Genomic DNA, 22,204 nt, shown 5'->3' with positions numbered 1-22,204 from the left:
CGCTCGGCGGTGTCCCGCCCGGGACTCGCCGCCCGTGCGGCCGCGCACGCGACGGTGACGGGGAGGATCAGAGGGTGCGGCGGTGGACGTGCGCCTCCCAGGGCCGCAGGGTGTGCGAGGCGGTGAGGGGCGCGGGGGCGGGGAGATTGGCGATGAGCGTCTCGCTGTCCTCCCATCCGCCGGGCAGCTCGACGGTGAGGTCCGTCGCGCCGAAATTCGCGAGGACCAGCAGTTCGGTGCCGGAAGCGCTGTCACGGCGGGTGAAGGCGTAGAGCTGCTCGTGGTCGGGGTGGAGCATGCGGAAGTCGCCGTGGGTGACGGCGGGTTCGGTGTGCCGCAGGGCGATGAGGCGGCGGTAGTGGTGGAAGACGGAGTCCGGGTCGGCGAGCTGGGCCTCGGCGTTGACGTGGACGTGGTCGGGGTTCACCGCGATCCACGGCGTTCCGGTGGTGAAACCCGCGTGCCGGGTGGCGTCCCACTGCATGGGGGTACGGGCGTTGTCCCGGCCGCGGTCGCGCAACCCCGCCAGGATCTGCTCCTCGTCGACTCCGAGAGCGGTCCGCTCACGGTAATGGTTGAGTGACTCGATGTCGCGGAAGTCCTCGATGGAGGCGAAGGGGGCGTTGGCCATACCGAGCTCTTCGCCCTGGTACACGTAGGGCGTGCCGCGGTGGAGGTGGAGCACGGTGGCGAGGAGTTCGGCGGAGCGGTCCCGGTGGGCGGGGCTGTCGTCGCCGAATCGGGAGACGACGCGGGCCTGGTCGTGGTTGTTCCAGTACAGGCTGTTCCAGCCGGTGTCGCCGAGCCCGGTCTGCCAGCGTCCCAGGCTCGCCTTGAGGTCGGTCAGCCGCAGCGGGCGTACGTCGAACTTCCCGCCGGGCCCCTGGTCGAGGCCGACGTGCTCGAACTGGAAGACCATGTCGAGTTCACGGCGGGCGGGATCGGTGAAGAGCCTGGCTTCCTCGACGGTGACACCGGGCATCTCACCGACCGTCAGCAGCCTGCGCGGGCACGGTGCGATGACCTCGCGGTGCAACTCGGCCAGGTACTCGTGGATGCGGGGGCCGCAGACGTAGAAGGGGCTGCCGTCTCCGTAGCGGCTGCCCTCGGGGACGTGGCCGTCCGGCAGGGCCGGGTCCTTGGAGACGAGGTTGATGACGTCCATGCGGAAGCCGTCGACGCCCCGGTCGAGCCACCAGCGCATCATCGCCTGGACCGCCTGGCGGACCTCGGGGTTCTCCCAGTTGAGGTCGGGCTGCTTGCGGGAGAACGTATGCAGGTAGTACTCACCGCCGGCCTCGTCGTACGTCCACGCGGACCCGGAGAACCACGACTCCCAGTTGTTGGGTTCGGCGCCGGGCGTACCCGGCTCCCTGCCGTCGCGGGCCGGGCGCCAGATGTACCAGTCCCGTCTGCTTCCTTGCCGGCCGCCGTCGCGGGACTCAGTGAACCAGGGGTGCTCGTCGGAGGTGTGGTTGACCACCAGGTCCATGACGAGCTTCATGCCGCGCCCGTGGACGGCCTCCAGTAGCCGGTCGAAGTCGGCGAGGGTGCCGAAGAGCGGGTCGATGTCCTGGTAGTCGCTGATGTCGTAGCCGTTGTCGTCGTGCGGGGACGGTTGGACCGGAGAGAGCCACAGGACGTCGACACCGAGCAGGGAGAGGTGGTCGAGACGCTCGACGACGCCTTGCAGGTCTCCGACGCCGTCCGCGTTCGAGTCGGCGAAGCTGCGTGGGTAGATCTGGTAGACCACCGCCTCGCTCCACCAGGAGTCGGCGGGGGCTCCTTCGTCCAGGGGCATGTCGGACCTCACGATGTGCCGATTGCGGAGCCGGACGCCGGTCGGGGGCGCGCGGCTCGGTCCCGCGTGCCGTGCCCGGGGGCGGCCTGAGGGCGGTCACGACCTGGGGGTCACGCCCAGTCCCTCCGCGAGTCCGTGTGCCGCCGCGCCCTGCTCCAGAGCCCCGGCTTGTCCCGAGCCGCCTCTGCGCCTGAGTGCCGCCGAGCACGCCCCGACCGCGACCGCGAGTACGGCCACGACGGAAAGAACGACGATCATGGGTCCCCCGTTCGTCCGGCGGGACATCCTGTGGCGCCCCGTCATTCCGCATTGTCGCCTGCCCGCCGCTTCCTGGGGAAGCCCCCGCACCCCCGCGCGGCTCCGCGACATTCCTCATGCCCTTCTCCCGTCCCGGGGTTCACCGGCCCGCAAATGCGCGTGCACCGGTCGACCGGCTTGCGGAAGACTGCGCGGATGACCTACGCGGGCTCCCTTAAGGCTCCGGAGCAGGCCCTTCGTCACGTCGCGGGACTGGCGTCGGGCCTTCCGGTGGATCCGATGCTGCGGGTGACCCTCAACTTCCACCCGGACCGTCTGCTGCGCGGCACGCTGCTGCTGGACGCCTTGGCCGAGGACGGCGTCTACCACTCGCAGTTCGTCACGGGCATCGGCAACGGCGGGCTGAGCGCGTATCCCGGTGGTGACAGGTGGCGCTGGGAGAGCCGGATCTTCGGCGGGGCGTACGACGACGCGCCCGCGCACGAGCGGCCGGTCTACGGGGCGCTGGACTTCCGCCGCAAGCCGCTCGGCGGGGCGCCGCGCTTCGGCTCCGCCCACTTCCGGCTGACGGCCGGGACCATGGCGCGGACCACGTTCTGCTACCCGGACAGCTGCCTGGAGCCGTCGGATTTCGCCGTGGCGGACCGCATGGGCCTCATCGGCCTCGCCCTCGACGATCGTCAGGACGACCTCGACGACTACATCGAGGCGCAGATACACGGGCCGGTACGGCTGGACCGCCACGTAGAGGCGCTGGTTCTGGACCCCTGTTACCGAGGCACGGCCGTCGAGGCAGCCTCCCGGCGTCTCGGCTGCCCCGTGGAATGGCACACGGGTGTCCGTCTCACTGTCGGCGAGCTCCGCCGTCATCCCGGCTACCGCGGTCAGGAGTACGTCGACCTGGGCACGCGGATCGCGGTCGACGGCGTGCTCGATCCCCGCGCCATCGGGGACGCGGACCGGACCGGACGCCACGACCCCCAGGCGGTCAAGAAGGTGTGGCACTACCTGGCGCGGTACGGGACGCCCGTGGACGACGGGTGACCGGCCGTCGAGGGCCGCACCGGTGAAGAGCGCGGCCAGGCGGCCCCCACCGGCCGAACGGGACACGCGGACACCGGGTCATTGACATGCTCCCTGCAACCCCTCAGGCTCACTGAGTGATGACAACGTTGTCTGACGGGAAGAGGTGAGTCGTGCGGGTGTTCACCAGACGTGGACGAGGTACGGGAGCCGGTGTGGTCGTGGCCGTGCTCCTGGCGGGCTCACTCGGAGCCGGGTCGGCCACGGCCGACACCGGCCACCGAGCCGGCGCGCCACCGGAGGTGGGCGGGTTCTGGGCCACGTCCTACGAGCCCGGGACGCCCCGGCCCGCCGGATTCCCGGCCCAGGGACACCCCCGGAATCTGCGCGGCGAGACCGCCCGTGTCACCACCACCGTGAGCGGCGTACGCTCCGATCACCCCAACGACACGAGCGCGACGGAAGGCGTCAGGAGCCTCGCCGATCAGGACCCCGGCACCAAGTGGTACGCGCGTGACAGCGGACGGCCCACCGCGGCCGGACCCGTCCACGCGATCTACTCCCTCCGCACTCCGGCGGCCGTCACGGGCTACTCGCTCACCTCCGCGAACGACGCGCCACCACGCGATCCCGCCGCCTGGACCGTGCTCGGCAGCGACAGCGACCTCGCCGCGAAGGACGCGGACCACTCCTCGTGGAAGGTCCTGGACCAGGAGAAGGGACAGCGCTTCGGCGCCCGCGGGCAGAGCAACTTCTACCCGCTCGGCACCGTGCACGCGTACCGCCACTACCAGCTCCGCATCACCGACAACTGCTCCGACCGGTGCGAGGGTCCGGCCGCCGACCGCGAGAAGCTCCAGCTCGCCGACTGGACCCTGCGCAGCTCCGCGGGGTCATCTGCCTCGGCACTGGGGGTAGAGGTCGAGAGCGCCGATGCGGTGGGCGCGGCCGACGGCTCCGCCGCGTTGCGGTACGCGGGCCGCGTCCTCGCGTCCGGACCGGCCTCCTCCACGGTGGTCCTGCGCTCCGGGCTCGACGTCCCGCTCGTGCCCACCTCCCGTCTGAGCTATGCGATCCGCCCGGACGACGCCGCCTCCGCCCACGTCGCGCTCGACGTCGTCCTCACCGACCGGGACGGCCGGCACCCGCGCACCCACCGGGCGGGGTCCGGTGGCACGACGGTCGTCCCGGGTGAGTGGACCACCGTGTCGGCCGACCTCGGTGCCCTCGCCGGTCAGCGCGTCAGTGAGATCCGGCTGCGCTACGAGGACCCGCACGCCACGTCGGGAGCGAAGCCCACCGGCTGGATCGACGACCTCCGCATCGGCAAGGCGGTCGTCGACGAATCGACCACCTGGAGCTACCTCGACACCCCGGATGTCGACCCGGCACGCGGAGGCGGGGACCGCACGGCGTGGACCCGCACCGGCTTCGACCCGGGAGACGTCCCCTGGAAGGAGGCGGCCGGCCCCTTCGGTGCGAAGAACGACGGCACCGACCTCGGCGCCGACTTCCCCGTCCGTACCGGACTGACGCTCCGTAAGGACGCGGGCGACAGCCTCGAGGCGTACTTCTTCCGGACCTCCTTCTCGATGGACCGCACCTCCCTCGACGCGATCACCGGGCTGCTCGGCACGGTCGTCTACGACGACACCGTGACCGTCTATCTCAACGGCCGCCGCGTCGCCGGCCACGGGGACGGCCAGATCGAGAAGAACCTCCAGTACGAGACCCCGGACGGCACGTCCGGCGAGGGCGACCCGGTCACCGCCCACTTCGGCGTCCCGGTCACCGCCCTGCGCGAGGGGACCAACACGCTGGCCGTCGAGGTCCACCAGTGCAACGGCACGAGCTCAGACGCCTACTTCGGGCTCCGCTCACTCGCACAGACCGCCGACTCCCTGCCCTTCACCGACGAACAGCTCGGCACGTCCTACCCCTCCGACACACAGCCCACCGCGCCGGGCGGCGAAGACTACTTCACCTGGCTGCTGCGCTCGTTCGACACCGCCCGGGACACCCCCGCGGTCATGGGGGCCAACGAGACGCTGCCGAAGGGCACGACGTACGAGGAGCTGACCGCGCTCAACGACCGGACGGTCGTCGACATCAACAACGCCCCTTCCGGGCCCACCGATCCCCAGGTGCACAAGGCGCTCGTGGACGGTGCGGGCCGGCCGTACCGGACGATGGCGGACGGACTGGGCGGCACTCTCGGCCGCCTCTACGAACAGGCGCTGAAGAACGGCGAACTGCCCAAGACCGAAGCCCTGTTGTCCGGCCGCGTCGAACACACCCCGGACTCCTCCGCCGACTGGTACCAGACCGCCAAGAACAACTACCGTTACAAGCGCCCCTTCGTCCGCATGGGCTTCCGCAACGACCAGGGCCTCATCGAGCAGTGGGACAGTCCCGGCGGCTACGCCGGTCTCGCGGGCGACGGCTCCTTCCCGAGCGGACACACCAGCCACGGCTATGCGCAGGGCATCGTCCTCGCCACCCTGCTGCCCGAACTGGCGCCGCAGATCCTCGCGCGCGCCTCGGAGTACGGCAACAACCGCATCCTGCTGGCCTTCCACTATCCGACCGACATCATGGGCGGCCGCGTCGTCGGCGAGAAGACCGCTCAACTGCGGTGGTCCGACCCGGGGTTCCGGACGCTCCTGGAGCAGTCGAAGGAGGAGCTGGAGACGGTCCTCGCGCAGAAGTGCCGGGAGGTCGGGGCGGGCGGTCCACCGGCGCGCTGCGCCGCCGCCGGGAAGCCGTACCTGCCCACGGCCGACGCGCTCGGTACGTACAAGCAGCGGTTGACCTACGGCTACCCGCGCGTCGGCGCGGAGGGCCTGCCACCGGCCGTTCCGGACGGGGCGGAGGACCTGCTGCGCACGGCCCACCCGAAGCTCAGCGACAACCAGCGCCGCACGGTCCTCGCCGCCACCCAGCTTCCTTCCGGCTCCGTGCTGGACGAGCAGGGCGACGGGGGAAGCTGGCAGCGGATCGACCTCGCGGCGGCGATGGCCGCCGAGGTCACGGCGCACCGTGACGGCACGCTCACCGTCGACGGAGTACGGGTGAATGCCGAGGGAGTACGCGTCGGACGGTAGAGACCCGCCCGTGGGGTCCGGCGGCCGGCGCCGTCCTCGGGCCGGACGTGGTGGTGGGAGGCCTCGCTGGTCCGACCGGCGGGGCCTCCGCCGGCGTGGTCGTGTGCGGCTTCCGGCGGCTGCGCGGGGCGCTCTCGGCCCCCGCGTCTCCACCGGCCGGTACGACGGGGCCCACCGGGCGGCTTCTCCCGTGCGTCACCTGGATTCGAGCCGGCCCAGCGGATGGTCAACGGCGAGGGCCCGCTGTGCCGCCGTCCAGGCGGCGCTGTCGACGCCGAGAGCGTGGCGGAGGTAGGCCCAGGTGACCTGCTGGACCAGGGCGACGCGGGCGGGGTTCTCGTCGGTGGTCTCCGTGACCTCGTGGCCGGAGATTCCGCCGAGGAAGTGCTCTGCCCCGAAGAGGGTGAGCAGGCTCTTCTCGCCGGGGCTCAGGACGTACGGGTCCGCCGTCCAGTCCGCTCCCCGGACGGTCAGCGCCGAGTCGTCCCGGTCCCCGGCGACCACGAGGGCCGGGGCGGTCATGTGCGTGAAGTCCGGCTTCCTCAGCCACGGCAGGTTCTCCGCCGCGAAGGGGGTCAGGTCGCGTCCGCCCCTGCCCGCGGTGGCGAGCAGCACGCCCGCCCTGACTCGCGCGTCGGAGAGGTCTTCCGCCGCGCCGGTCTCCGGGTCGTGGACGCGCAGTCCCAGCAGGACGCCCGCCGTCTGGCCACCGAAGGAGTGTCCGGCGACGGCGACGCGGCTCCGGTCGGGACGGCCGGCCAGACCGGGGACCGCCGCCTCCAGCGTGTCGAGGTGGTCGAGTACACACCGCATGTCCTCGACGCGGTACCGCCACATCCGCGGCCTGCGGGGGTCGTCCGCGGCAAGGCCCACCGTCCTGGAGTCGAGGTGGGTGGGCTGGATCACGACGAAGCCGTGGGCGGCCCAGTGGTCGGCCAGGGGGCCGTAGCCCTCCAGCGACGAGCCGAATCCGTGTGCGAGGAGGACGATCGGCAGGTCGCGCCCCGTGGCGGGCGCGGAGACCCGTACGCGCAGGTCCTGCCCGCGGTCCGGCGCGGGCAGGACGAGCGGCTTGACCGAGATGACGGGGGTGGCGGCGGTGACGGGAATGCCGGTCGACGCCGTGTCCGCGATCGCCATGAGGTACCTCTTCCTGTTTGCTGCACGTCCGTGCCGTTGGTGGGGATGCCGGGCGGCCCGCGCTGTGGCTTGCGGTGGGGCCTCCCGCGTCACGGGTTACGCTAAAACCTCACACTGACGTCAGGGGCAAGGCGTACGGTCCATCTCGCACAGGAGGCGCGTGATCATGATGCGGATCGGCGAGCTCGCCGGCAGGACGGATGTCAGCGTCCGGGCGCTGCGGTACTACGAGGAGCAAGGCCTGCTCACCTCGGAGCGCAGCCCCAGCGGCCAACGGCACTACGCGGAGAGCGCGGTGGACCGCGTCCGGCTGGTCCAGCAGCTCTACGCCGCCGGTTTGTCCAGCAAAGTGATCACCGAACTGCTGCCGTGCGTCGTCGAGGGCGACGCCACACCGGAGCTGCTGGAACGCCTGGCGGCGGAACGGGACCGCATCGACGGCAAGGTCGCGGAACTGCTCGATGTCCGAAGCAGGCTCGATTCCGTCATCACCGGGGCCACCACCAACCTCCTCACCGGCCGCCCCTGCCGGAACGAGGCCGCCCCGGAGACCGCCCCAGGAGACTGATCGAGCCTTGTACCTCCGCGGGCGGCCCCGCATGTGCCGAGACTGTTGCAGTGGCCGCCCTGTTGGTCTTCTGCCGTACGAGGGGGATGAACGCCCCATGTACCGATCGGGCCGCCGTCCCCGGGCCCGGCGGCGAAGCGGGATGTGACCGCGGCGGATTCGGCACACATGTGGAGCCGCGCGCCCTCCCCCACACCGGCGACGGACAGGGCGCGGCCTCGACCCCCTCCCCGGCCGCAGGCCGTATACCGCCCCCAGCATTGCCGACAAATCATCCCTCGACGGCAGCAAAGCCCCAGACAGTGACCCGTTCTCAAGCCTTTGTTCCGCCCGTGGAGAGCGCATGAGATGTGGCTGAAACAGGTCAGTTCCGACTCAGATGCACCTTGTCCTGACGGCACATCAGCCGCCAGGATTGCGCCGTCTCGCACAAGGTCAACACAACTTCCTCCGAAAGGGGAACGATCTGTGAAGCACTATGGGCGAATAGTGAGCATCGTTGCGGCTGTGGCTGTAACCGGCGCGGCGGCGTTCACCACCATCGGCAGCGCGAACGCGGCACCCACGAGCGTGAACACCACGGCCGAGAGAGCCGGTTCGGCGGCGACGGAGAGACCGAAGCTCTCGGCCACCGAGGACGGCCACCAGCTCTTCGCCGGGCTCTTCTTCGGCCAGGGGCCGGTCGCCGCGAAGCTCGCGGCCGACGGAAATCTCAACGGCATCGAACCGGGTGTGAACGACAACCCCAAGGCCGTCCGTGCCGTGGCGGAGCTGGTCAAGAAGATCGAGCTGAAGTCCCCCGGCATCTTCGCCGACTTCTCGGCCAAGTCACGCAGCGGCGATCCCAGGCTCGTGGACCAGGCCATGACCGCCGTCTCCCAGGTCCTGATCGACGTCTCCGACTCGAACGGATCCGTCCCCGGCGACACGGGAGCCTGCGTGGTCCTGGTCGTCTCCGTGGCGGTAGCCGCGGTGGCCGTCGCCGTGGCGACCGGAGGCTTCTTCATCAACGCCGCCGCCGTCATCAATGTGGTGGTCGACAGCGAGGCACCGATGGAGAACCTGACGAGGGACGAACTCGTGGCGGGGCTGACCAAGGTACTGCGCACCGTCTGACGGAGAGCACCACGTCCACCAGCACGTGCTGGCTCCGGGTACCGGCGCGCCGCCGGCCGGGCCCGGAGCCGGCGCGTACGTCCGGAACCCATGGAGAGACGAACAGTATGTGGTGGAAGGATTCCCCGCCCAGGGCGAGCGGCCGTGTCACCGTGTCCGCCCGGCACGCCGTGGAGGTACCCCGGGCGTGGATCACCGGGACCGCCGCTGTGTGCGTCGTCGTCGCCCTGTACGTGGCGCAGACGCAGCTGCCGAAGAACGTCCTGTCGCTGCCCGGCCAGAAGTCCGTCAAGCCCGTCGCGGTCACCGTCGCACCGCAGGGCTGGGCGTTCTTCACGAAGTCGGCACGGAGCCCGGAATTCGAGCCATTCCGCTGGTCCGGCTCGACCTGGTCGAGTGCCTCGCTCGGCCGCCACTCCGAACATGGATTCAACCGGGTCTCGCGCTCCCAGGGCATCGAGACGGCGCTGCTCCTTCATGAGGCGGGCAAGGCCACCCGTACCGCTTGCGAACTGAGTCCGGTCCCGGAGTGCCTGGAGAAGGCCCGGGCAGCCACCCCGGTCACCAACAGGACACCGGACCCGACTCTGTGCGGGCGGATAGCGGTGATCGAGCAGAAACCCACGCCGTGGGCCTGGCGCGACCTCCTGCCCGCCGCCCACACGCCGGAGAGCGCCATCCTGCTGGACGTCTCGTGCTGAGGGCGATACCGGTGCCCTGGACGAACGTGTACGGGCTGGCCCGCACGCTCCTGGCGCTGGGCACGCTGGGCACCATGGCGTTCAGCAGCACGGGGACCCTGTTCCGTCCCGTGGCGACGCAGGGCGATTATCCCATCTGCACGGGGCCGATGCGGGCCGGAGTGTTCTGTCTGGCGCCCGAGGACGGTCTGACCGCGACCCGATGGCTGTGCGTCCTCGTCCTCCTCGTCGTGGCCTCCGGATGGCGTCCCAGGTGGACCGCGCTTCCGCATGCCTGGGTCTCCTTCAGCTTCTTCTCCGGGATCGCCATCGCCGACGGCGGCGACCAGGTCACCGTGGTCCTGTCCTCTCTGCTCGCCCTCACCGCACTCGGCGACCCCCGGCGCTGGCACTGGCAGGCACTCCAGGAGGGGGCCGCCTCGCGCCACCGCCGGGCCGTACTGCTCGGGGCGACGGGCCTGGTGCTCGTACGCGTCCAGATGTCCTTCCTCTATTTCCAATCCTGTGTCGCCAAACTGCCCCACGCGGAGTGGGCCGACGGCACCGCGATGTGGTACTGGGGGCACAGCCTTGCCTTCGGCGCACCCGGCCCACTCCGGCCCTTGGTCGACCCGGTACTCGCGTCCCCCCTGGGTGTCGCACTGCTCACCTGGGTCCCGCTGCTGATCGAAATCGGTCTGGCGGCGAGCCTGCTGCTCGCGCAGCGCTGGCGCTGGCGTCTGTTCGCCGCGGGAGTCCTCCTCCACCTCTCCATCGCCGTGATGATGGGTCTGTGGAGTTTCGCCCTGGCCATGATCGGCGGACTGGTGGTGCTCTGCTTCCCCCTCGGCTCGCATCTGCACGTCACTCCGCCCGAGGCCGTCCGCGAATTGCTCCGGCGGGGCACCGCCGCCCCCGCCCTCGCGGCAGTGAAGGACGACGCCGTGGAACCGGAGGCGAGGGACGAGCAGGAGCCCCCGCGACACGCCTCGCCCTCAGCGCCTCCAGGACCGTCAGCGCCCGTCGGCTCCGAGCGGTAGGGACCACGTCCTGCTCGCGAACCCGCATCCGCCCTACGCCCCCGTGCGCAGCGCGATGCGATCGCCCGCAAGAAGGCGCCCAGGACGACCGACTACGCTGACAACAGATGCATGACCCGTGATCAGGATCGGCGTACGTGCGCGTGGACGCCTTGACGGCGGGCATTTCTCCGCCTCGTGAACACCGCGAGGCGAAGGGTCCCCGATAGCATGGCGCGATGAGCGGCTGCGCAGTTCAACGGACTGCGGACCCTGCCCGCGCCGGAGCACCTTGGAAAGGCCGAATCGTGATTCGTGCAGCTGACATTCGTGAGTGGCGCAACTACAGTGTCGTCGATGCGAAGGACCGCAAGATCGGCCTGCTCGAGGCGATCTACGTGGACACCAGCACCGACGAGCCGGCCATGGCCACGGTACGCATCGGCCTGCCCACCCGTCACCAGCTGGCCTTCGTGCCGCTCGACGAGGTGACCCTCGGTCCGGACTACGTCCGGGTCTCCTACGACAAGTCGCTGGTGAAGAAAGCGCCGTCCATCGGAATGGACGATGTTCTGCCCGCCGAGGCGGAGGAGGAGATCTTCAAGCACTACGGACTGGACTACCAGCCGGGTGCGGGCGGTGAGCGTCAGCTCGCCCGCCGCTGACCGTCGCGCATCTGAGGAGTTGTCTGTTCGTGGCGATTTTCCTGTTCCTCGTTCTGGTCGCCGTCGTACTCGGGATCGTCGGTGTGGCCGCGGAAGGGCTGGGTTACCTGCTCTTCATCGGCATCGCCGTCCTCGTGGTCGCGGTGGTCTTCATCGCCGTGCGCTGGTCCCAGCGCTCCGGTCGCCGCCCCGTCCGGTAACCGGACCGGTGCGCTGCCGACGGCACTCGTCGCCGACGGGGTGGCGGCCGTCCCCGCCACGGGATCGACGCCGGGCCGGCGAACGGCACCAACTTCCGGGGAACGTGCCGCCTGGTGGCGCGGATGAGCGAGGTGGGGATGCGGGGCAGCGTCGTCACGCTCATCGCGCCCCGCGCCCTACGAGGCCGTCATCGAGCGTTTCGCCCGCACCGGGGACTGGCCGGCCGGACGGCGCGGGTGAGACTCCGGAAAGGCCGTCGGACAAGGCCCTTCCGGAGGACCCCGCCGCGGACCACGCGAAGCGTCCGGAGGCGGAGCCGGCGGTGTCCTTCGAGCGGGATCAGCCCGGACCGGGAGCGGTGTCTACGCGGCTCCGCCTTCACCCGGTACACCGTCCGGGCCCACGGGGATGTCTCCGCGCAGCGTGATCCGGTGCATGACCCGGTGCTGGTCGCCGTAGTCGCGGTTGGCGTAGTGGGCCGTGCTCCGGTTGTCCCACAGGGTGACGTCGCCGGGCTGCCAGCGGTGGCGTACGACGTGTTCCGGCTTGGTGAGGTGGGCGTAGAGGATGTCGAGAATGCCGCGGCTCTCGTGCTCCGACACGCCGACGATGTGCGAGGTGAAGCCGGGGTTCACGAACAGGCCCTTGCGTCCGCTCTCGGGGTGCACCCGTACCACCGGGTGCTCGACGGGGGCCAGTTCGGTGAAGACCTCACCCTCCCACAGGTTGCCCCGGCCCTGCCGGTGCTGGGCCAGGTAGTAGCCGAACTCGCGCGTGCCGTCGTGGACGGCGGTGAGCGTATCGACGTAGGCACGCAGGCCCGGCGAGAGCGACGCGTAGGCCAGCTGGCTGTCGGCCCAGTTGGTGTCGCCGCCGGTGGGCGGCAGCACCACGGCCCGCAGTACGGAGATCGCGGGCGGCCGCCGTACGAACGTCACGTCCGTGTGCCACACGTCGGCGAACCCGTTGTCCTGACTGTCCAGTGAGTACACCTCGGGCGCCACGTCCCGGGAGTCGTGCACCGGGTGTCCGACGGTGACCTCCCCGAGGCGCCTGCCGAACTCGATCTGCGCGGCGTCGTCCAGGCCGTCCTGGCCGCGGACGAACAGCACCTTGTACCGCACGAGCGCCTCGCGGAGCGCGAGGACCTGGTCGTCGTCGAGGCGGCCCAGGTCGATGCCGCGGATCTCGGCGCCGAAGCTCGGGCCCAACGGGGTGAGCGGAAGCTGCTCGACCTCGGGGCGAACGCTGAGGATGCTCATGATGCGTGTTCCTTCCTTCGATTCTCGGGTGGACACGGAGGGTGCGGCAAGGGGGTGGTTTCAGTCCGCGGCCGCGGACTTCACCGCGTGGGCGACCCGGGCTCGCAGTTCCGCGAACTCCCGCGACGTCCGCAGCTCCTCGGCGTCGACGTCACCACGCGGCAGGTCGATCGGCAGGTCCAGGGCGACGGTGCCGGGCCCCTTGGTCAGTACGACGATGCGGGAGCCGAGAAACACCGCCTCCTCGGCCGAGTGGGTCACGAAGACCGTGGTCCGCCCGGTCTGCGCCGCCACCAGGCGGACGTCCTCCTGGAGCCGCTCCCGGGTCAGCGCGTCCAGCGCCGCGAACGGCTCGTCGAGCAGGAGGAGGGGTCTTTCGGCGGCCAGTGCCCGGGCGATCGCGACGCGTTGCTGCTGTCCGCCGGAGATCTCCCAGGTGCGGCGCTTCTCCGTGCCCTCCAGGCCGACCCGGGCCAGCAGCCGCTCCCGGTGCTCGGGCCATCGGGCGCGGTCGACACCTGCGTACCGAAGCGCCAGGTCGATGTTGCCCCGCACGGTCCGCCACGGGAACAGCCGCGGCGTCTGGAAGACGACGCCGGCCGACGAACCGGGGTGCGGTGCGGCGCCGGACACCCGCACGCTGCCGTGGGTGGGCTGTTCGAATCCGGCGATCAGCCGGAGCAGCGTGCTCTTGCCGCATCCGGAGGCACCCACCAGGACGACGAACTCTCCGGCGGGGACGGTCAGGTCGACGGGCCCCACGGCGGTGACGGTCTCGCGGCCCCGACCGTAACGGTGGACGACGTCCTCGATCCTTACGGCGCCGTCGTGTCCGACCGTCGTGCGCTCGGCGGCCGTCGTCGTCTCACTTGAGGACATCGGGCAGTCCCTTGAGGTAGAAGGCCTTGCGGACGGCGTCGGCCGACGGCACGGTGTCGATCTGCTTCTGGCCGGCCAGGAACTTGGCGGTGTCGGTGACGTAGGACAGCAGCTTGCCGGGGTTGCCGTCGGTGCCCAGCCAGTCGGCGGAGGTCACCTGCTCCGGTGTGAGGAACACGCCTTGTGCGAGCTGGGCCCGGGCGTCGTCCGCGCTGATGCCGAGTTCGGCCGAGACGGCCTTGACCGAGCCCTCCGGGTCGGACTTGAGCTGCTGTAGCGCCTCGGCCTGGACCTTCCGCCAGGCGTCGATGGCCTTCGGGTCCCTGGCGATCAGGTCGTCCGACACCACGGCCAGGTCGAGGGTCGGCTTGCCCGCAGCACCGATCTGCTTGCTGCTGGTGAGCTGTGTTCCCGTCTTGCGCAGTTCGTCCAGGGTCGGCAGCCAGACATAGGCGGCGTCGATGTCGCTCCGCTGCCAGGCGGCGAGGATCGCCTGCGGTTGCAGGTCCACGAGCTTGACGTCGGAGGGCTTCAGCCCCGCACCCTCCAGCGCCGCGAGCAGGCTGTAGTGCGAGGTGGAGGCGAAGGGCGTGGCGACGGTCTTGCCCTTGAGTCCGGCCACCTCGGAGACACCGGTGTCCTTCCGGACGACCAGCGCCTCGTTCTCCCCGGCGACATCGAGTATCCAGGCGACCTTGTAGGGGATCGGCGAGGCATCCGAGACGCCCCGGGCGAAAGGACTCGATCCGAGGGCGGCGATGTCGAGGGACTTGCCGAGGAACGCCTGGTTGACGCTGGCTCCGGAGTCGAACTTGACCCATGTGATCGTGTGGTCGGGCAGCGCCTTCTCCAGCAGTTTCCCGTTCTTCACGATCAGGTCGCCGCTCGGGAACGCGAAGTAACCGATGGTCAGCTTCTTGGCGTCACCGGATGATCCGCCACCGTCCGACGAGCAGCCGGCGACGGCCGCCGAGGCGGCGGCGAGGGCGCCGGCGAGCAGCAGTCGACGGGAGGGACCTTGGGGGACTCGGGACATCACGGGGCCGTTTCTGTGCGGGGGACGGGAGTTCGGGACAGCGGGGGGCGGTCAGACGCGGCCGCGCCAGGGGACGCCGGTGCGTTCCAGCCACAGCAGCAGACCGTCGATGACCAGACCGGATACGCCGATGGCGATGATGCCGACGAGCACGACCGGCGTGTTGTTGTAGTTGGCGGCGTCCCGGACCATGCCGCCGATGCCGGGCAGCCCGTTGACCAACTCGGCGGCCACGAGGGAGGAGTAGGCGACGCCGACGGCCAGCCGTACACCGGTGAGCGTCTCCGGCAGAGCGGACGGGACGAGGACGTCCCTGACGACGTCCCATCGCGAGGCGCCGAGGGCACGGGCCGCCTCGACCAGGCTGCTCGGCACGGCGGCGACGGCCGTGGTGGTGGAGACCGCCACCGGCGGGAAGGCCGCGACGGCCAGCAGGGTGATCTTCGGTTCCTCGTTGATGCCGAGCCAGATGATGAGAAGCGAGAAGTACGCCAGCGGCGGCAGCGTCCGCAGGAAGGTGATCCAGGGCTCGAACAGCGAACGCACCCAGCGGACGGTCCCCATGAGCAGGCCGAACACCACCCCGGCGGCGATGCCGATCCCGGCTCCGAGCGCGATGCGCCGCAGACTGATGCCGAGGTGCTCCAGAAGGTAGGTGCCGTTGTAGCCCCGTACACCGTCGTGCGTGGTGGACACGGCGACGAACGCGTCCCAGACCTTGGCCGGCGGCGGGACCAGCGTCTGGCTCCACGTCCCGCTCACGGCAAGCAGTTGCCACAGGACGAGGAAGAGCAGGAGCGATCCGAGCGGAAGTGCGGCTCGGCGTATTCGGGACGGGGCGCCCGGGTGTCGCCGCGCCAGGTCCTTACCGGCGCCGGTACCGGCTTCTCGCAGACGTGTTGCCGAGGACATGGGACGGCCTCCAAGGGGCGCCGGGAACGGTGGTCGAGGTGCCGACCGGCGTGAGCGGGACAGCCCTGGGCGGGAGCGGATCAGGGCGGGGAGAACTGCCCCGTCACTGATGACGGGTGCGGTGCCACAGCGGCTCGGGCGAGATCACCGGCCGGCGGGGAGCGTCAGGAACGCGGGTTCAGCAACAACACGAAGCCGGGCGTCGGCACAGGTCGATGACCAGGCGTCGCACCAAGGGCTCGTCGTTCATAGGGCCCATTTCTACAGCAGCCCCGGCGGCCCACCAAGACTCGTCCCACGTTCTGGACAGGGGCGGGGAGTCGCTGTGCGCCGAGTCCGTAGCCGTCAACGACCGTCCACCCACCGCGAGATGCCGGCTTGCCGTGGGCTCTGCGCGAGCGGGTGGGGGCGGGCTACCCCGGAACCGGGTCCCTTGACGCCGTCCCGCGGGGCGCACGCGGACGGTCGAGAACCTCCACGCGGCACCGGAGACCGGGCCGCCGGTATCCGGGATCACCCGGCGGGGCCCCAGTCCGGCGGTGGCGGTCGATCCGGGCATGTCCGGCGTGTCCAGGGGCGGACGGTGGTCACCAGGGCGAAAGCGTCCTACCGCTCCGCGGAGGGCTCCCTGTGCCGGGTGGCGTGGAGGCTACCGAGCAGGGACAGCGCCTGGGCGCTCGGGCTTCCCGGTTCGGCGTGGTAGATCACCAGCTGCTGGCCCGGCGCTCCACGGACGTCGAAGGTCTGGTAGGTGAGTTCGAGGGGCCCGACGTCGGGGTGCACAAGCTCCTTGCCGTCGCGGGTCTTGCCGTGGACGGTGTGAGAGGCCCACAGGGCGGCGAACTCCTCACTCGCCTCGGTCAGGGAGCGGACGAGGTCGTGCAGGCGCCGATAGTGCGGGTCCACGCCGGTCGCGTGGCGCAGTCCGGCCACGACGGCCTCGGCCGCCCGCCCCCACTGTGCGAAGAAGCTCCGCGCGGCCGGGTCGAGGAAGGTCATGCGGGCCATGTTGTCCATCGTGCCGAACGCCGAGAACAGGGCGACGGCCAGGGCGTTCGAGGCCAGGAAGTCGGTTGCCGGGTTCAGGACGAACGCCGCGGCGCCCGGGTGTCCGTCCAGCAGCTGGCGCAGCGCGGGAGTGACCGTCTCGCGAGGCTGCGGCCGCTGACCTTCCGGGGCGGTGCCCGCCAGCCGGTACAGATGCTCCCGGGTTTCCTCGTCCATGCGCAGCGCGCTGCTGATCGCTTCGACGATCTGCGGCGAGGGGCTGCGTTCGCGGCCCTGTTCCAGGCGGGCGTAGTAGTCGCTGTTCATGCCGGCCAGGACGGCGACCTCCTCCCGCCGCAGCCCGGCCACCCGGCGCGCGCCGAAGGAGGCGAGCCCGACGTCGTCGGGCCGCAGGCGGGCTCGGTGGGCGCGCAGGAAATCTCCGAGGTCGTTGCTGGTCACCTCTCCAGGCTAAGGCGCCCCCTGGCCGCCTGCCTGGGTGCGCCGTACCCAGGCACGACTCGTCCTGGCACCTGCCCCCCGGCCCGCCCACGCTGGTGGTCAGCACCCGCGAGGAGAGAGGAACGCACGATGAGCAACCGGCCGAGCCGGCAGGAGGAAGCCCCCGGGCAAGGGACCGGCGACGTGGACGTGGTCGGGATGTGGGTGACCGCGGACGGACACATCCGGCAGGAGCTGCGCGCCGACGGCCGCTACGACGAGGCACGCGGCAACCGCCCCAGTGCCTACACCGGCCGCTACACCGTGACCGGCAGCCACCTCGACTACGTCGACGACACCGGCTTCACCGCCACCGGCGACATCCGGGACGGTGTGCTCTTCCACGAACACCTCGTCCTGCGCAAGGAGCAAGCAGCGTGACCCGCACGGCCAAGACCTTCCTGATCACCGGCGTCAGCAGCGGCCTCGGCCGCGCCTTCGCCATCGCGGCCCTGGACGCCGGTCACACCGTCGTGGGCACCGTCCGCAACGAGGCCGATGCGGCCGTTTTCACCGCCCTTTGTCCCGAGCGTGCTCACGCACGCGTCCTGGACGTCACCGACGACGAAGCCGTCCTGGCCGTGGTGGGCGAGGTGGAGGAGTCCGTCGGCCCCGTCGACGTGCTGATCGCGAACGCCGGCTACGGCCTGGAGGGGACCTTCGAGGAGACGCCCCTGGCCGCCCTGCGCGCCCAGTTCGACGTCAACGTCTTCGGCGCGGCAGCCACCGTCCAGGCCGTCCTGCCCTTCATGCGCGGGCGCCGACGCGGACACATCCTGGCGGTCACCTCCATGGGTGGTCTGGCGGCCTTCCCCGGGGTGTCCGCCTACTGCGGCAGCAAGTACGCGCTCGAAGGCATCCTCGAAGCCGTCGGCAAGGAAGTCGCCGCCTTCCACATCCACGTCACCGCCGTCGAACCCGGGTCCTTCCGCACCGACTGGGCCGGACGCTCGATGATCCGCGCGCCGCGCCGCATCCCCGACTACGACGCTCTCTTCGAGCCCATCCGCGCCGCCCGCCGACAGGCCGACGGGCAGCAGCTCGGCGATCCGTCCCGTGCGGCCGCCGCCCTTCTGCACATCCTCGACACGCCTGATCCGCCCGCCCACCTCGTCCTCGGCTCCGACGCGCTGCGTCTGGTCCGCGCCGGACGCGACGCCGTCGACGGCGACCTGGATGCCTGGGAGGACCTCTCCCGCTCGACCGATTTCCCCCGGAAAGAGGATACGGGCGAGTAGGCGCCCGGCGGGGACGTAGGGACGGCTCCCTGGGGCGGAGCTGTCCCCTGGCGACTGGCTCGCGGTCGTCGACGGCCGGGCGGTGGGCAGCGGGAAGTCGCCCGGTCAGGCACGCCGGGACGCCCGGCTGTGCGTCGGTGCCCGTCGTGCGCCGGAGCTGATCCGACCTGTGCGGCCGGGGCGACGACCGGCAAGGCCGACGGCGCCGTGCGGTACGCGTGCGACTCTGGGCTATAGTGGATCTTGAGAGCGGCGGACCGTTTCGGCGGTGCGGTTGCCCGTGCGTTGGTCGTCCAAGGAAAGACGTCCCGCTTCCCGCGGGGAGATGCAGGTGCAAGGCCTGCCCAGCGCTCCACGAGAAGACCCGTTCCTGCGATGACAGGAGCGGGTCTTCTTGACGTCGTGGTTCATCGGTTCGAGGCCGGCTTGTTCGTCCGTCACACGACGGACCGTGCACGCACCGGCGGCTCACCGCGCGCGTTCGGACGGCCGGTACGCGCCATGACGTCTACGGGTGCGGGGTGTCCGGCGACTCGCTGTGCGCCGCGCCGGTGGGCCCGGAGTGTGAGAGTGCGGCGAGAAGGCGCAGCTTCTCGTCGCTGCCGCTGTCCTTGTCGGGGTAGTAGACGACGAGGATGACGTCGTCGATGGGGAGTTTGTCGCGGTGCAGCCGTAGGTCTCCGACGACGGGGTGGTGGACGGTGGTCGTGCCTCCGTCGAGGTTGCGGACGTCGTGCCGGGCCCAGAGGGTACGGAACCGCTGGCTGGCCAGCGCGAGTTCTCCGACGAGTTCCACGAACCGGGGGTCGTCGGTGTCGTCCCCGATGGCGGTGCGAAGACCTGCGACGAAGCCGGCCGCAGCTTTCGTCCAGTCCTGGTGGAAGGCCTGTTCCTCCGGATCGAGGAAGAAGGAACGAAGCCGGTTCAGGCCGGGCCGCAGGCGCGGGGAGAGCGCGACGGCCATGGCGTTGGAAGCCAGGACGTCGAAAGCGCGACCTTCGACGAACGCGGGGATCTGCAGGTGGGCGAGGAGCTGGTGCACCCGCGCCGGTACGTGCTCGGGGCGCTTGCGGCGCGGCGGCCTGGGGCGTGCTGCCACGAGGCCGAGCAGGTACGTCCGCTCGACGTCGTCGAGGCGCAGGACCCGTGCGAGTGATTCGAGTACCTGCGGCGAGGGGTTCCTGTCGCGGCCCCGCTCCAGGCGCAGGTAGTAGTCGGGGCTGATGCCGGCGAGAAGGGCCACTTCCTCGCGGCGCAGTCCGGGCACCCGGCGGTTGCCGCCGGGCGGGATGCCCGCCTGCGCAGGGGAGACCAGCTCACGCCGGGCACGCAGATAGCTGCCGAGCCGGTTGCCGGATTCCTCGTCCTTCATACCGACACCGTAATGCGGTGCGCGTGTCTCAGCGGGGGCCCTGACAGGACCAGGGAAGACGGCGGCCCTGCCGCACCCGGCGGATGCCTCCGAGACTGAGGGAACAGCGTTCTGCGAAAGACCGCAGAACATCACCGTGGGCGCCGCAGGCCCGAACCCGCGAGCGCTCTGGACCGAAGGGAAGACCTCATGGATCTCTCCGACCGCACCGTTCTCGTCGTCGGTGGAACCTCGGGTATCGGGCGGGAGCTGGCCCGCAGGTTTTCGGCGGCGGGGAGCACAGTGGCCGTCGGCGGCCGCAGCACGGAGGCACTCTCGGAACTCGCCGGAGAGGGCTTCGGCACCATCCGTATCGATGTCACCGACAGTGACTCCGTCGCGTCCGCCCGTGACACCGTGCTCGCGCGGTATCCCGACCTGGACACCGTGGTGACGATGCCGGGCGTCATGCTCCTGGAGGACCTGCGCGATCCCGCGCACTTCGAGGCGGCAGAGATGACGGTCGACACCAACCTGATGGGCACCATCCGGGTCATCGACGCGTTCACCCCGCATCTGGTCGGGCGAGGCGCCGGCACGTTCGTCACCGTCACGTCCGGGATCGCCTTCCTGCCCTTCCCGCCCATGCCCACCTACGCCGCCTCGAAGGCCGCCGTGCACGCCTACTCCGAGGCACTGCGCGCGCAGCTCGACGGCACCGGCGTCGGTGTCGTCGAACTCGTTCCCCCGGCCGTCGCCACGGCAGGCCAGGAGAAGGTGAACCCGCACGCGCTGCCGCTCGACGACTTCGCCACCGAGGTCATGCACCTGCTCTCGGCTGACCCCACCCCCCGCGAGATCGTCGTGAAGGCCGCACTCATGCACCGCTGGGCGGAGCGCGACGGCAGCTACGACGACCTCGTCGCGCAACGCTCGCAGGCCCTGGCCATGCTGCCCGGCCGCGACAGCTGACTCCCCGGGGCCCAGCGATCGCCGAGCTCGGGCGAGCGGGGCCGGGCGCCCAGGCTCGCGCCGGGGCACCCGCGCACCCAGCCCGGAGGAAGCGGGATACGTCTTCTGGCTCCTGACACGGGAGGGGCGGCATCGGTAAGCGGCATCCGCCTGTCCGGCCCCTGACTCCGGCTTGTTACGCTTCCCGTGCCTCCCGCGGGGGAAGCCGGTGAGAGTCCGGCGCTGTCCCGCAACGGTGTGCGTGGCCCGTGCCGGCCACGCGAGTCCGATCACCCGCGGCAGGTAGGCAACCCGTCAACCGCTCGCCGCGGACTGCGAGCAGGGACCCCTCAGAGCCTTCGGGCCCTCCTGGTGCCCTGTGCGTTCCCCCGGTGACACCGACCCGGAGGATGTGCGCCCGCCTTGCCCCGCACTGCCGTTCCCTCTCCCCCCGCCGACGTGTCGCGCGGGCGCGTACCGACCCCGCCACTGGTCGTCGGACTCGCCCTCGTGTTGGCCCTCTCGCTCGTGTGCGGGGTCGGCCTCGGGGCGACGGGGATGGGCTGGGGCCAGGTGCTGCGGCTCATGTGGGCCGGCCTCAGCGGCGGGAGTCTCGGTGCCGGCGACGTGGGGGCGTACACCATCGTGTGGGAGATCCGCTTCCCGCGCGTCGTGCTCGCGGCCGTGGTCGGCGCGGGGCTCGCAGCGGTCGGTGTCGCGGTGCAGGCGCTGGTCCGTAACGCGCTGGCCGACCCCTTCGTGCTCGGTATCTCCTCGGGCGCGGCCGTCGGCGCCAACGCGGTCATCCTGTTCGGCGCGCTCGCCGGTCTCGGCGTCTGGGCGCTCTCCTTCTCCGCCTTCGTGTCGGCGCTCGCCGCGACCCTGCTCGTCTACGCGGTGGCCCGTTCCCCGCTCGGCCTCAGTCCACTGCGGCTCGTCCTGACCGGCACAGCGCTCGCCTACGGTTTCCAGGCCGTCACCACCGTCATGGTCTTCGGCGCCGAGCGAGGCGAGGCGGCCCGTGCGGCGATGATGTGGCTGCTCGGCAGCCTGGGCGGGGCGACCTGGCCGAAGGTGCCGCTGGCGGCCACGACGGTGCTGGCGGGCTGGCTGTGGCTCAAGCTGCGGGCAGGCGCCCTGGACGCTCTCTCCATGGGGGACGAGACGTCGGCGGCGCTGGGCGTGCCACCCCACCGGCTGCGGCGGGAGCTGTTCGTCGTCACGGCAGCCGTGACGGGCACGGTCGTCGCCGTGAGCGGGGCGATCGGTTTCGTCGGACTGATGGTTCCGCACCTCGTGCGGATGCTCGTGGGCGCCTCGCACACGCGCGTACTCGCGGTCGCGCCGCTCACCGGGGCGGTCCTGCTCGTGTGGGCCGACATCCTGTCGCGGGTGCTGCTGGCGCCCACCGAGCTGCCCGTCGGCGTGGTCACTGCCGCCCTCGGCGTGCCCGCGTTCCTGCTACTGATGCGGCGCGGCGGACACGCGCTCACGGGGCGCTGAACTCGGACG

The 22,204-nt window shown here is 71.0% G+C and carries 20 protein-coding genes and 1 riboswitch; of the genes, 12 read left to right on the top strand and 8 right to left on the bottom strand.

The features are described from left to right. Positions 1-67: 67 nt before the first annotated feature. Positions 68-1,801 carry an alpha-glucosidase gene (locus tag SACTE_RS31175; protein WP_014050006.1) on the bottom strand — a complete coding sequence of 578 codons (1,734 nt, stop codon included), beginning with the start codon at positions 1,799-1,801 and terminating at the stop codon, positions 68-70. Between the two features lie 453 nt (positions 1,802-2,254). Here SACTE_RS31175 and SACTE_RS31165 point away from each other — a divergent pair, with 453 nt between their 5' ends. Together SACTE_RS31165 and SACTE_RS31160 are read left to right on the top strand one after the other, a co-directional pair. Next, entirely contained in the window at positions 2,255-3,103 is an 849-nt protein-coding gene (locus SACTE_RS31165) for a DUF3626 domain-containing protein (RefSeq protein WP_014050005.1), read from the top strand. Between the two features lie 194 nt (positions 3,104-3,297). Continuing rightward, a complete protein-coding gene (locus SACTE_RS31160) occupies positions 3,298-6,186 on the top strand; it encodes a phosphatase PAP2 family protein (protein WP_014050004.1) in 2,889 nt (962 codons plus the stop codon). A 195-nt stretch (positions 6,187-6,381) separates the two neighbouring features. Here the strand turns inward: SACTE_RS31160 and SACTE_RS31155 are convergent, their stop codons facing one another. After that, positions 6,382-7,326 carry a hypothetical protein gene (locus tag SACTE_RS31155; protein WP_014050003.1) on the bottom strand — a complete coding sequence of 315 codons (945 nt, stop codon included), beginning with the start codon at positions 7,324-7,326 and terminating at the stop codon, positions 6,382-6,384. A 169-nt stretch (positions 7,327-7,495) separates the two neighbouring features. Here SACTE_RS31155 and SACTE_RS31150 point away from each other — a divergent pair, with 169 nt between their 5' ends. The 6 genes from SACTE_RS31150 to SACTE_RS34700 all read left to right on the top strand — a co-directional run bounded on the left by SACTE_RS31150 (position 7,496) and on the right by SACTE_RS34700 (position 11,574). Beyond that, the gene (locus SACTE_RS31150; protein WP_037759018.1) at positions 7,496-7,894 is read left to right on the top strand and encodes a MerR family transcriptional regulator; all 399 of its coding nucleotides are present in this window, start codon (positions 7,496-7,498) and stop codon (positions 7,892-7,894) included. Positions 7,895-8,401: 507 nt separating this feature from the next. Continuing rightward, entirely contained in the window at positions 8,402-9,010 is a 609-nt protein-coding gene (locus SACTE_RS31145; RefSeq protein ID WP_019993248.1) for a sporulation delaying protein family toxin, read from the top strand. Positions 9,011-9,117: 107 nt separating this feature from the next. After that, entirely contained in the window at positions 9,118-9,711 is a 594-nt protein-coding gene (locus tag SACTE_RS31140; RefSeq protein WP_014050000.1) for an SdpA family antimicrobial peptide system protein, read from the top strand. A gap of 11 nt (positions 9,712-9,722) precedes the next feature. Beyond that, complete coding sequence (locus SACTE_RS31135) at positions 9,723-10,730, top strand: sporulation-delaying protein SdpB family protein (protein WP_226995197.1); 1,008 nt, start codon at positions 9,723-9,725, stop codon at positions 10,728-10,730. 287 nt (positions 10,731-11,017) lie between these two features. Then, a complete protein-coding gene (locus SACTE_RS31130; RefSeq protein ID WP_014049998.1) occupies positions 11,018-11,374 on the top strand; it encodes a PRC-barrel domain-containing protein in 357 nt (118 codons plus the stop codon). A gap of 29 nt (positions 11,375-11,403) precedes the next feature. Then, positions 11,404-11,574, top strand: coding sequence for a hypothetical protein (locus SACTE_RS34700; RefSeq protein ID WP_014049997.1), 171 nt, complete (start codon positions 11,404-11,406; stop codon positions 11,572-11,574). A 363-nt stretch (positions 11,575-11,937) separates the two neighbouring features. Here SACTE_RS34700 and SACTE_RS31125 read toward each other — a convergent pair whose 3' ends face one another. From SACTE_RS31125 to SACTE_RS31105, 5 genes are all read right to left on the bottom strand, one after another. Then, on the bottom strand, positions 11,938-12,837 hold the full coding sequence (locus tag SACTE_RS31125) for a TauD/TfdA family dioxygenase (RefSeq protein ID WP_014049996.1): 900 nt from the start codon (positions 12,835-12,837) through the stop codon (positions 11,938-11,940). 60 nt (positions 12,838-12,897) lie between these two features. Beyond that, positions 12,898-13,716, bottom strand: coding sequence for an ABC transporter ATP-binding protein (locus tag SACTE_RS31120; RefSeq protein ID WP_014049995.1), 819 nt, complete (start codon positions 13,714-13,716; stop codon positions 12,898-12,900). Further along, a complete protein-coding gene (locus SACTE_RS31115) occupies positions 13,703-14,752 on the bottom strand; it encodes an ABC transporter substrate-binding protein (RefSeq protein ID WP_014049994.1) in 1,050 nt (349 codons plus the stop codon). The genes SACTE_RS31120 and SACTE_RS31115 overlap by 14 nt, the downstream gene beginning before the upstream one ends. A 51-nt stretch (positions 14,753-14,803) precedes the next feature. After that, on the bottom strand, positions 14,804-15,664 hold the full coding sequence (locus SACTE_RS31110) for an ABC transporter permease (protein ID WP_014049993.1): 861 nt from the start codon (positions 15,662-15,664) through the stop codon (positions 14,804-14,806). A 606-nt stretch (positions 15,665-16,270) separates the two neighbouring features. After that, the gene (locus SACTE_RS31105; RefSeq protein ID WP_014049992.1) at positions 16,271-17,113 is read right to left on the bottom strand and encodes a helix-turn-helix transcriptional regulator; all 843 of its coding nucleotides are present in this window, start codon (positions 17,111-17,113) and stop codon (positions 16,271-16,273) included. Between the two features lie 129 nt (positions 17,114-17,242). Here SACTE_RS31105 and SACTE_RS31100 point away from each other — a divergent pair, with 129 nt between their 5' ends. Both SACTE_RS31100 and SACTE_RS31095 read left to right on the top strand, forming a co-directional pair. Further along, complete coding sequence (locus SACTE_RS31100; RefSeq protein WP_014049991.1) at positions 17,243-17,533, top strand: Atu4866 domain-containing protein; 291 nt, start codon at positions 17,243-17,245, stop codon at positions 17,531-17,533. After that, a complete protein-coding gene (locus SACTE_RS31095) occupies positions 17,530-18,390 on the top strand; it encodes an oxidoreductase (protein ID WP_014049990.1) in 861 nt (286 codons plus the stop codon). The genes SACTE_RS31100 and SACTE_RS31095 overlap by 4 nt, the downstream gene beginning before the upstream one ends. 508 nt (positions 18,391-18,898) lie before the next feature. Here the strand turns inward: SACTE_RS31095 and SACTE_RS31090 are convergent. Then, positions 18,899-19,762, bottom strand: a complete 864-nt coding sequence (locus SACTE_RS31090; protein ID WP_014049989.1) for a helix-turn-helix transcriptional regulator — start codon at positions 19,760-19,762, stop codon at positions 18,899-18,901. A gap of 189 nt (positions 19,763-19,951) precedes the next feature. Here SACTE_RS31090 and SACTE_RS31085 point away from each other — a divergent pair, with 189 nt between their 5' ends. Further along, positions 19,952-20,713 (top strand): SDR family NAD(P)-dependent oxidoreductase, encoded by a 762-nt coding sequence (locus tag SACTE_RS31085; protein WP_014049988.1) that lies wholly within the window; start codon positions 19,952-19,954, stop codon positions 20,711-20,713. 167 nt (positions 20,714-20,880) lie between these two features. After that, a riboswitch (cobalamin riboswitch) is annotated at positions 20,881-21,009 on the top strand. 142 nt (positions 21,010-21,151) lie between these two features. Then, entirely contained in the window at positions 21,152-22,195 is a 1,044-nt protein-coding gene (locus SACTE_RS31080; RefSeq protein WP_026359121.1) for an iron ABC transporter permease, read from the top strand. Positions 22,196-22,204: the final 9 nt, after the last annotated feature.

Source organism: Streptomyces sp. SirexAA-E (assembly GCF_000177195.2).
GTDB classification, from domain to species: domain Bacteria; phylum Actinomycetota; class Actinomycetes; order Streptomycetales; family Streptomycetaceae; genus Streptomyces; species Streptomyces flavovirens.
The sequence above is the reverse complement of the archived record's forward strand: the minus strand, read 5'-3'. Positions and strand labels throughout refer to the sequence as shown.

Bases quoted from the DNA above. Each gene is read 5' to 3' on its own strand.
- SACTE_RS31175 (WP_014050006.1), bottom strand. From the start codon at position 1,801: ATGCCCCTGGACGAAGGAGCCCCCGCCGACTCCTGGTGGAGCGAGGCG.
- SACTE_RS31165 (WP_014050005.1), top strand. From the start codon at position 2,255: ATGACCTACGCGGGCTCCCTTAAGGCTCCGGAGCAGGCCCTTCGTCAC.
- SACTE_RS31155 (WP_014050003.1), bottom strand. From the start codon at position 7,326: ATGGCGATCGCGGACACGGCGTCGACCGGCATTCCCGTCACCGCCGCC.
- SACTE_RS31150 (WP_037759018.1), top strand. From the start codon at position 7,496: ATGCGGATCGGCGAGCTCGCCGGCAGGACGGATGTCAGCGTCCGGGCG.
- SACTE_RS31140 (WP_014050000.1), top strand. From the start codon at position 9,118: ATGTGGTGGAAGGATTCCCCGCCCAGGGCGAGCGGCCGTGTCACCGTG.
- SACTE_RS31125 (WP_014049996.1), bottom strand. From the start codon at position 12,837: ATGAGCATCCTCAGCGTTCGCCCCGAGGTCGAGCAGCTTCCGCTCACC.
- SACTE_RS31120 (WP_014049995.1), bottom strand. From the start codon at position 13,716: ATGTCCTCAAGTGAGACGACGACGGCCGCCGAGCGCACGACGGTCGGA.
- SACTE_RS31115 (WP_014049994.1), bottom strand. From the start codon at position 14,752: ATGTCCCGAGTCCCCCAAGGTCCCTCCCGTCGACTGCTGCTCGCCGGC.
- SACTE_RS31110 (WP_014049993.1), bottom strand. From the start codon at position 15,664: ATGTCCTCGGCAACACGTCTGCGAGAAGCCGGTACCGGCGCCGGTAAG.
- SACTE_RS31100 (WP_014049991.1), top strand. From the start codon at position 17,243: ATGAGCAACCGGCCGAGCCGGCAGGAGGAAGCCCCCGGGCAAGGGACC.
- SACTE_RS31090 (WP_014049989.1), bottom strand. From the start codon at position 19,762: ATGAAGGACGAGGAATCCGGCAACCGGCTCGGCAGCTATCTGCGTGCC.
- SACTE_RS31085 (WP_014049988.1), top strand. From the start codon at position 19,952: ATGGATCTCTCCGACCGCACCGTTCTCGTCGTCGGTGGAACCTCGGGT.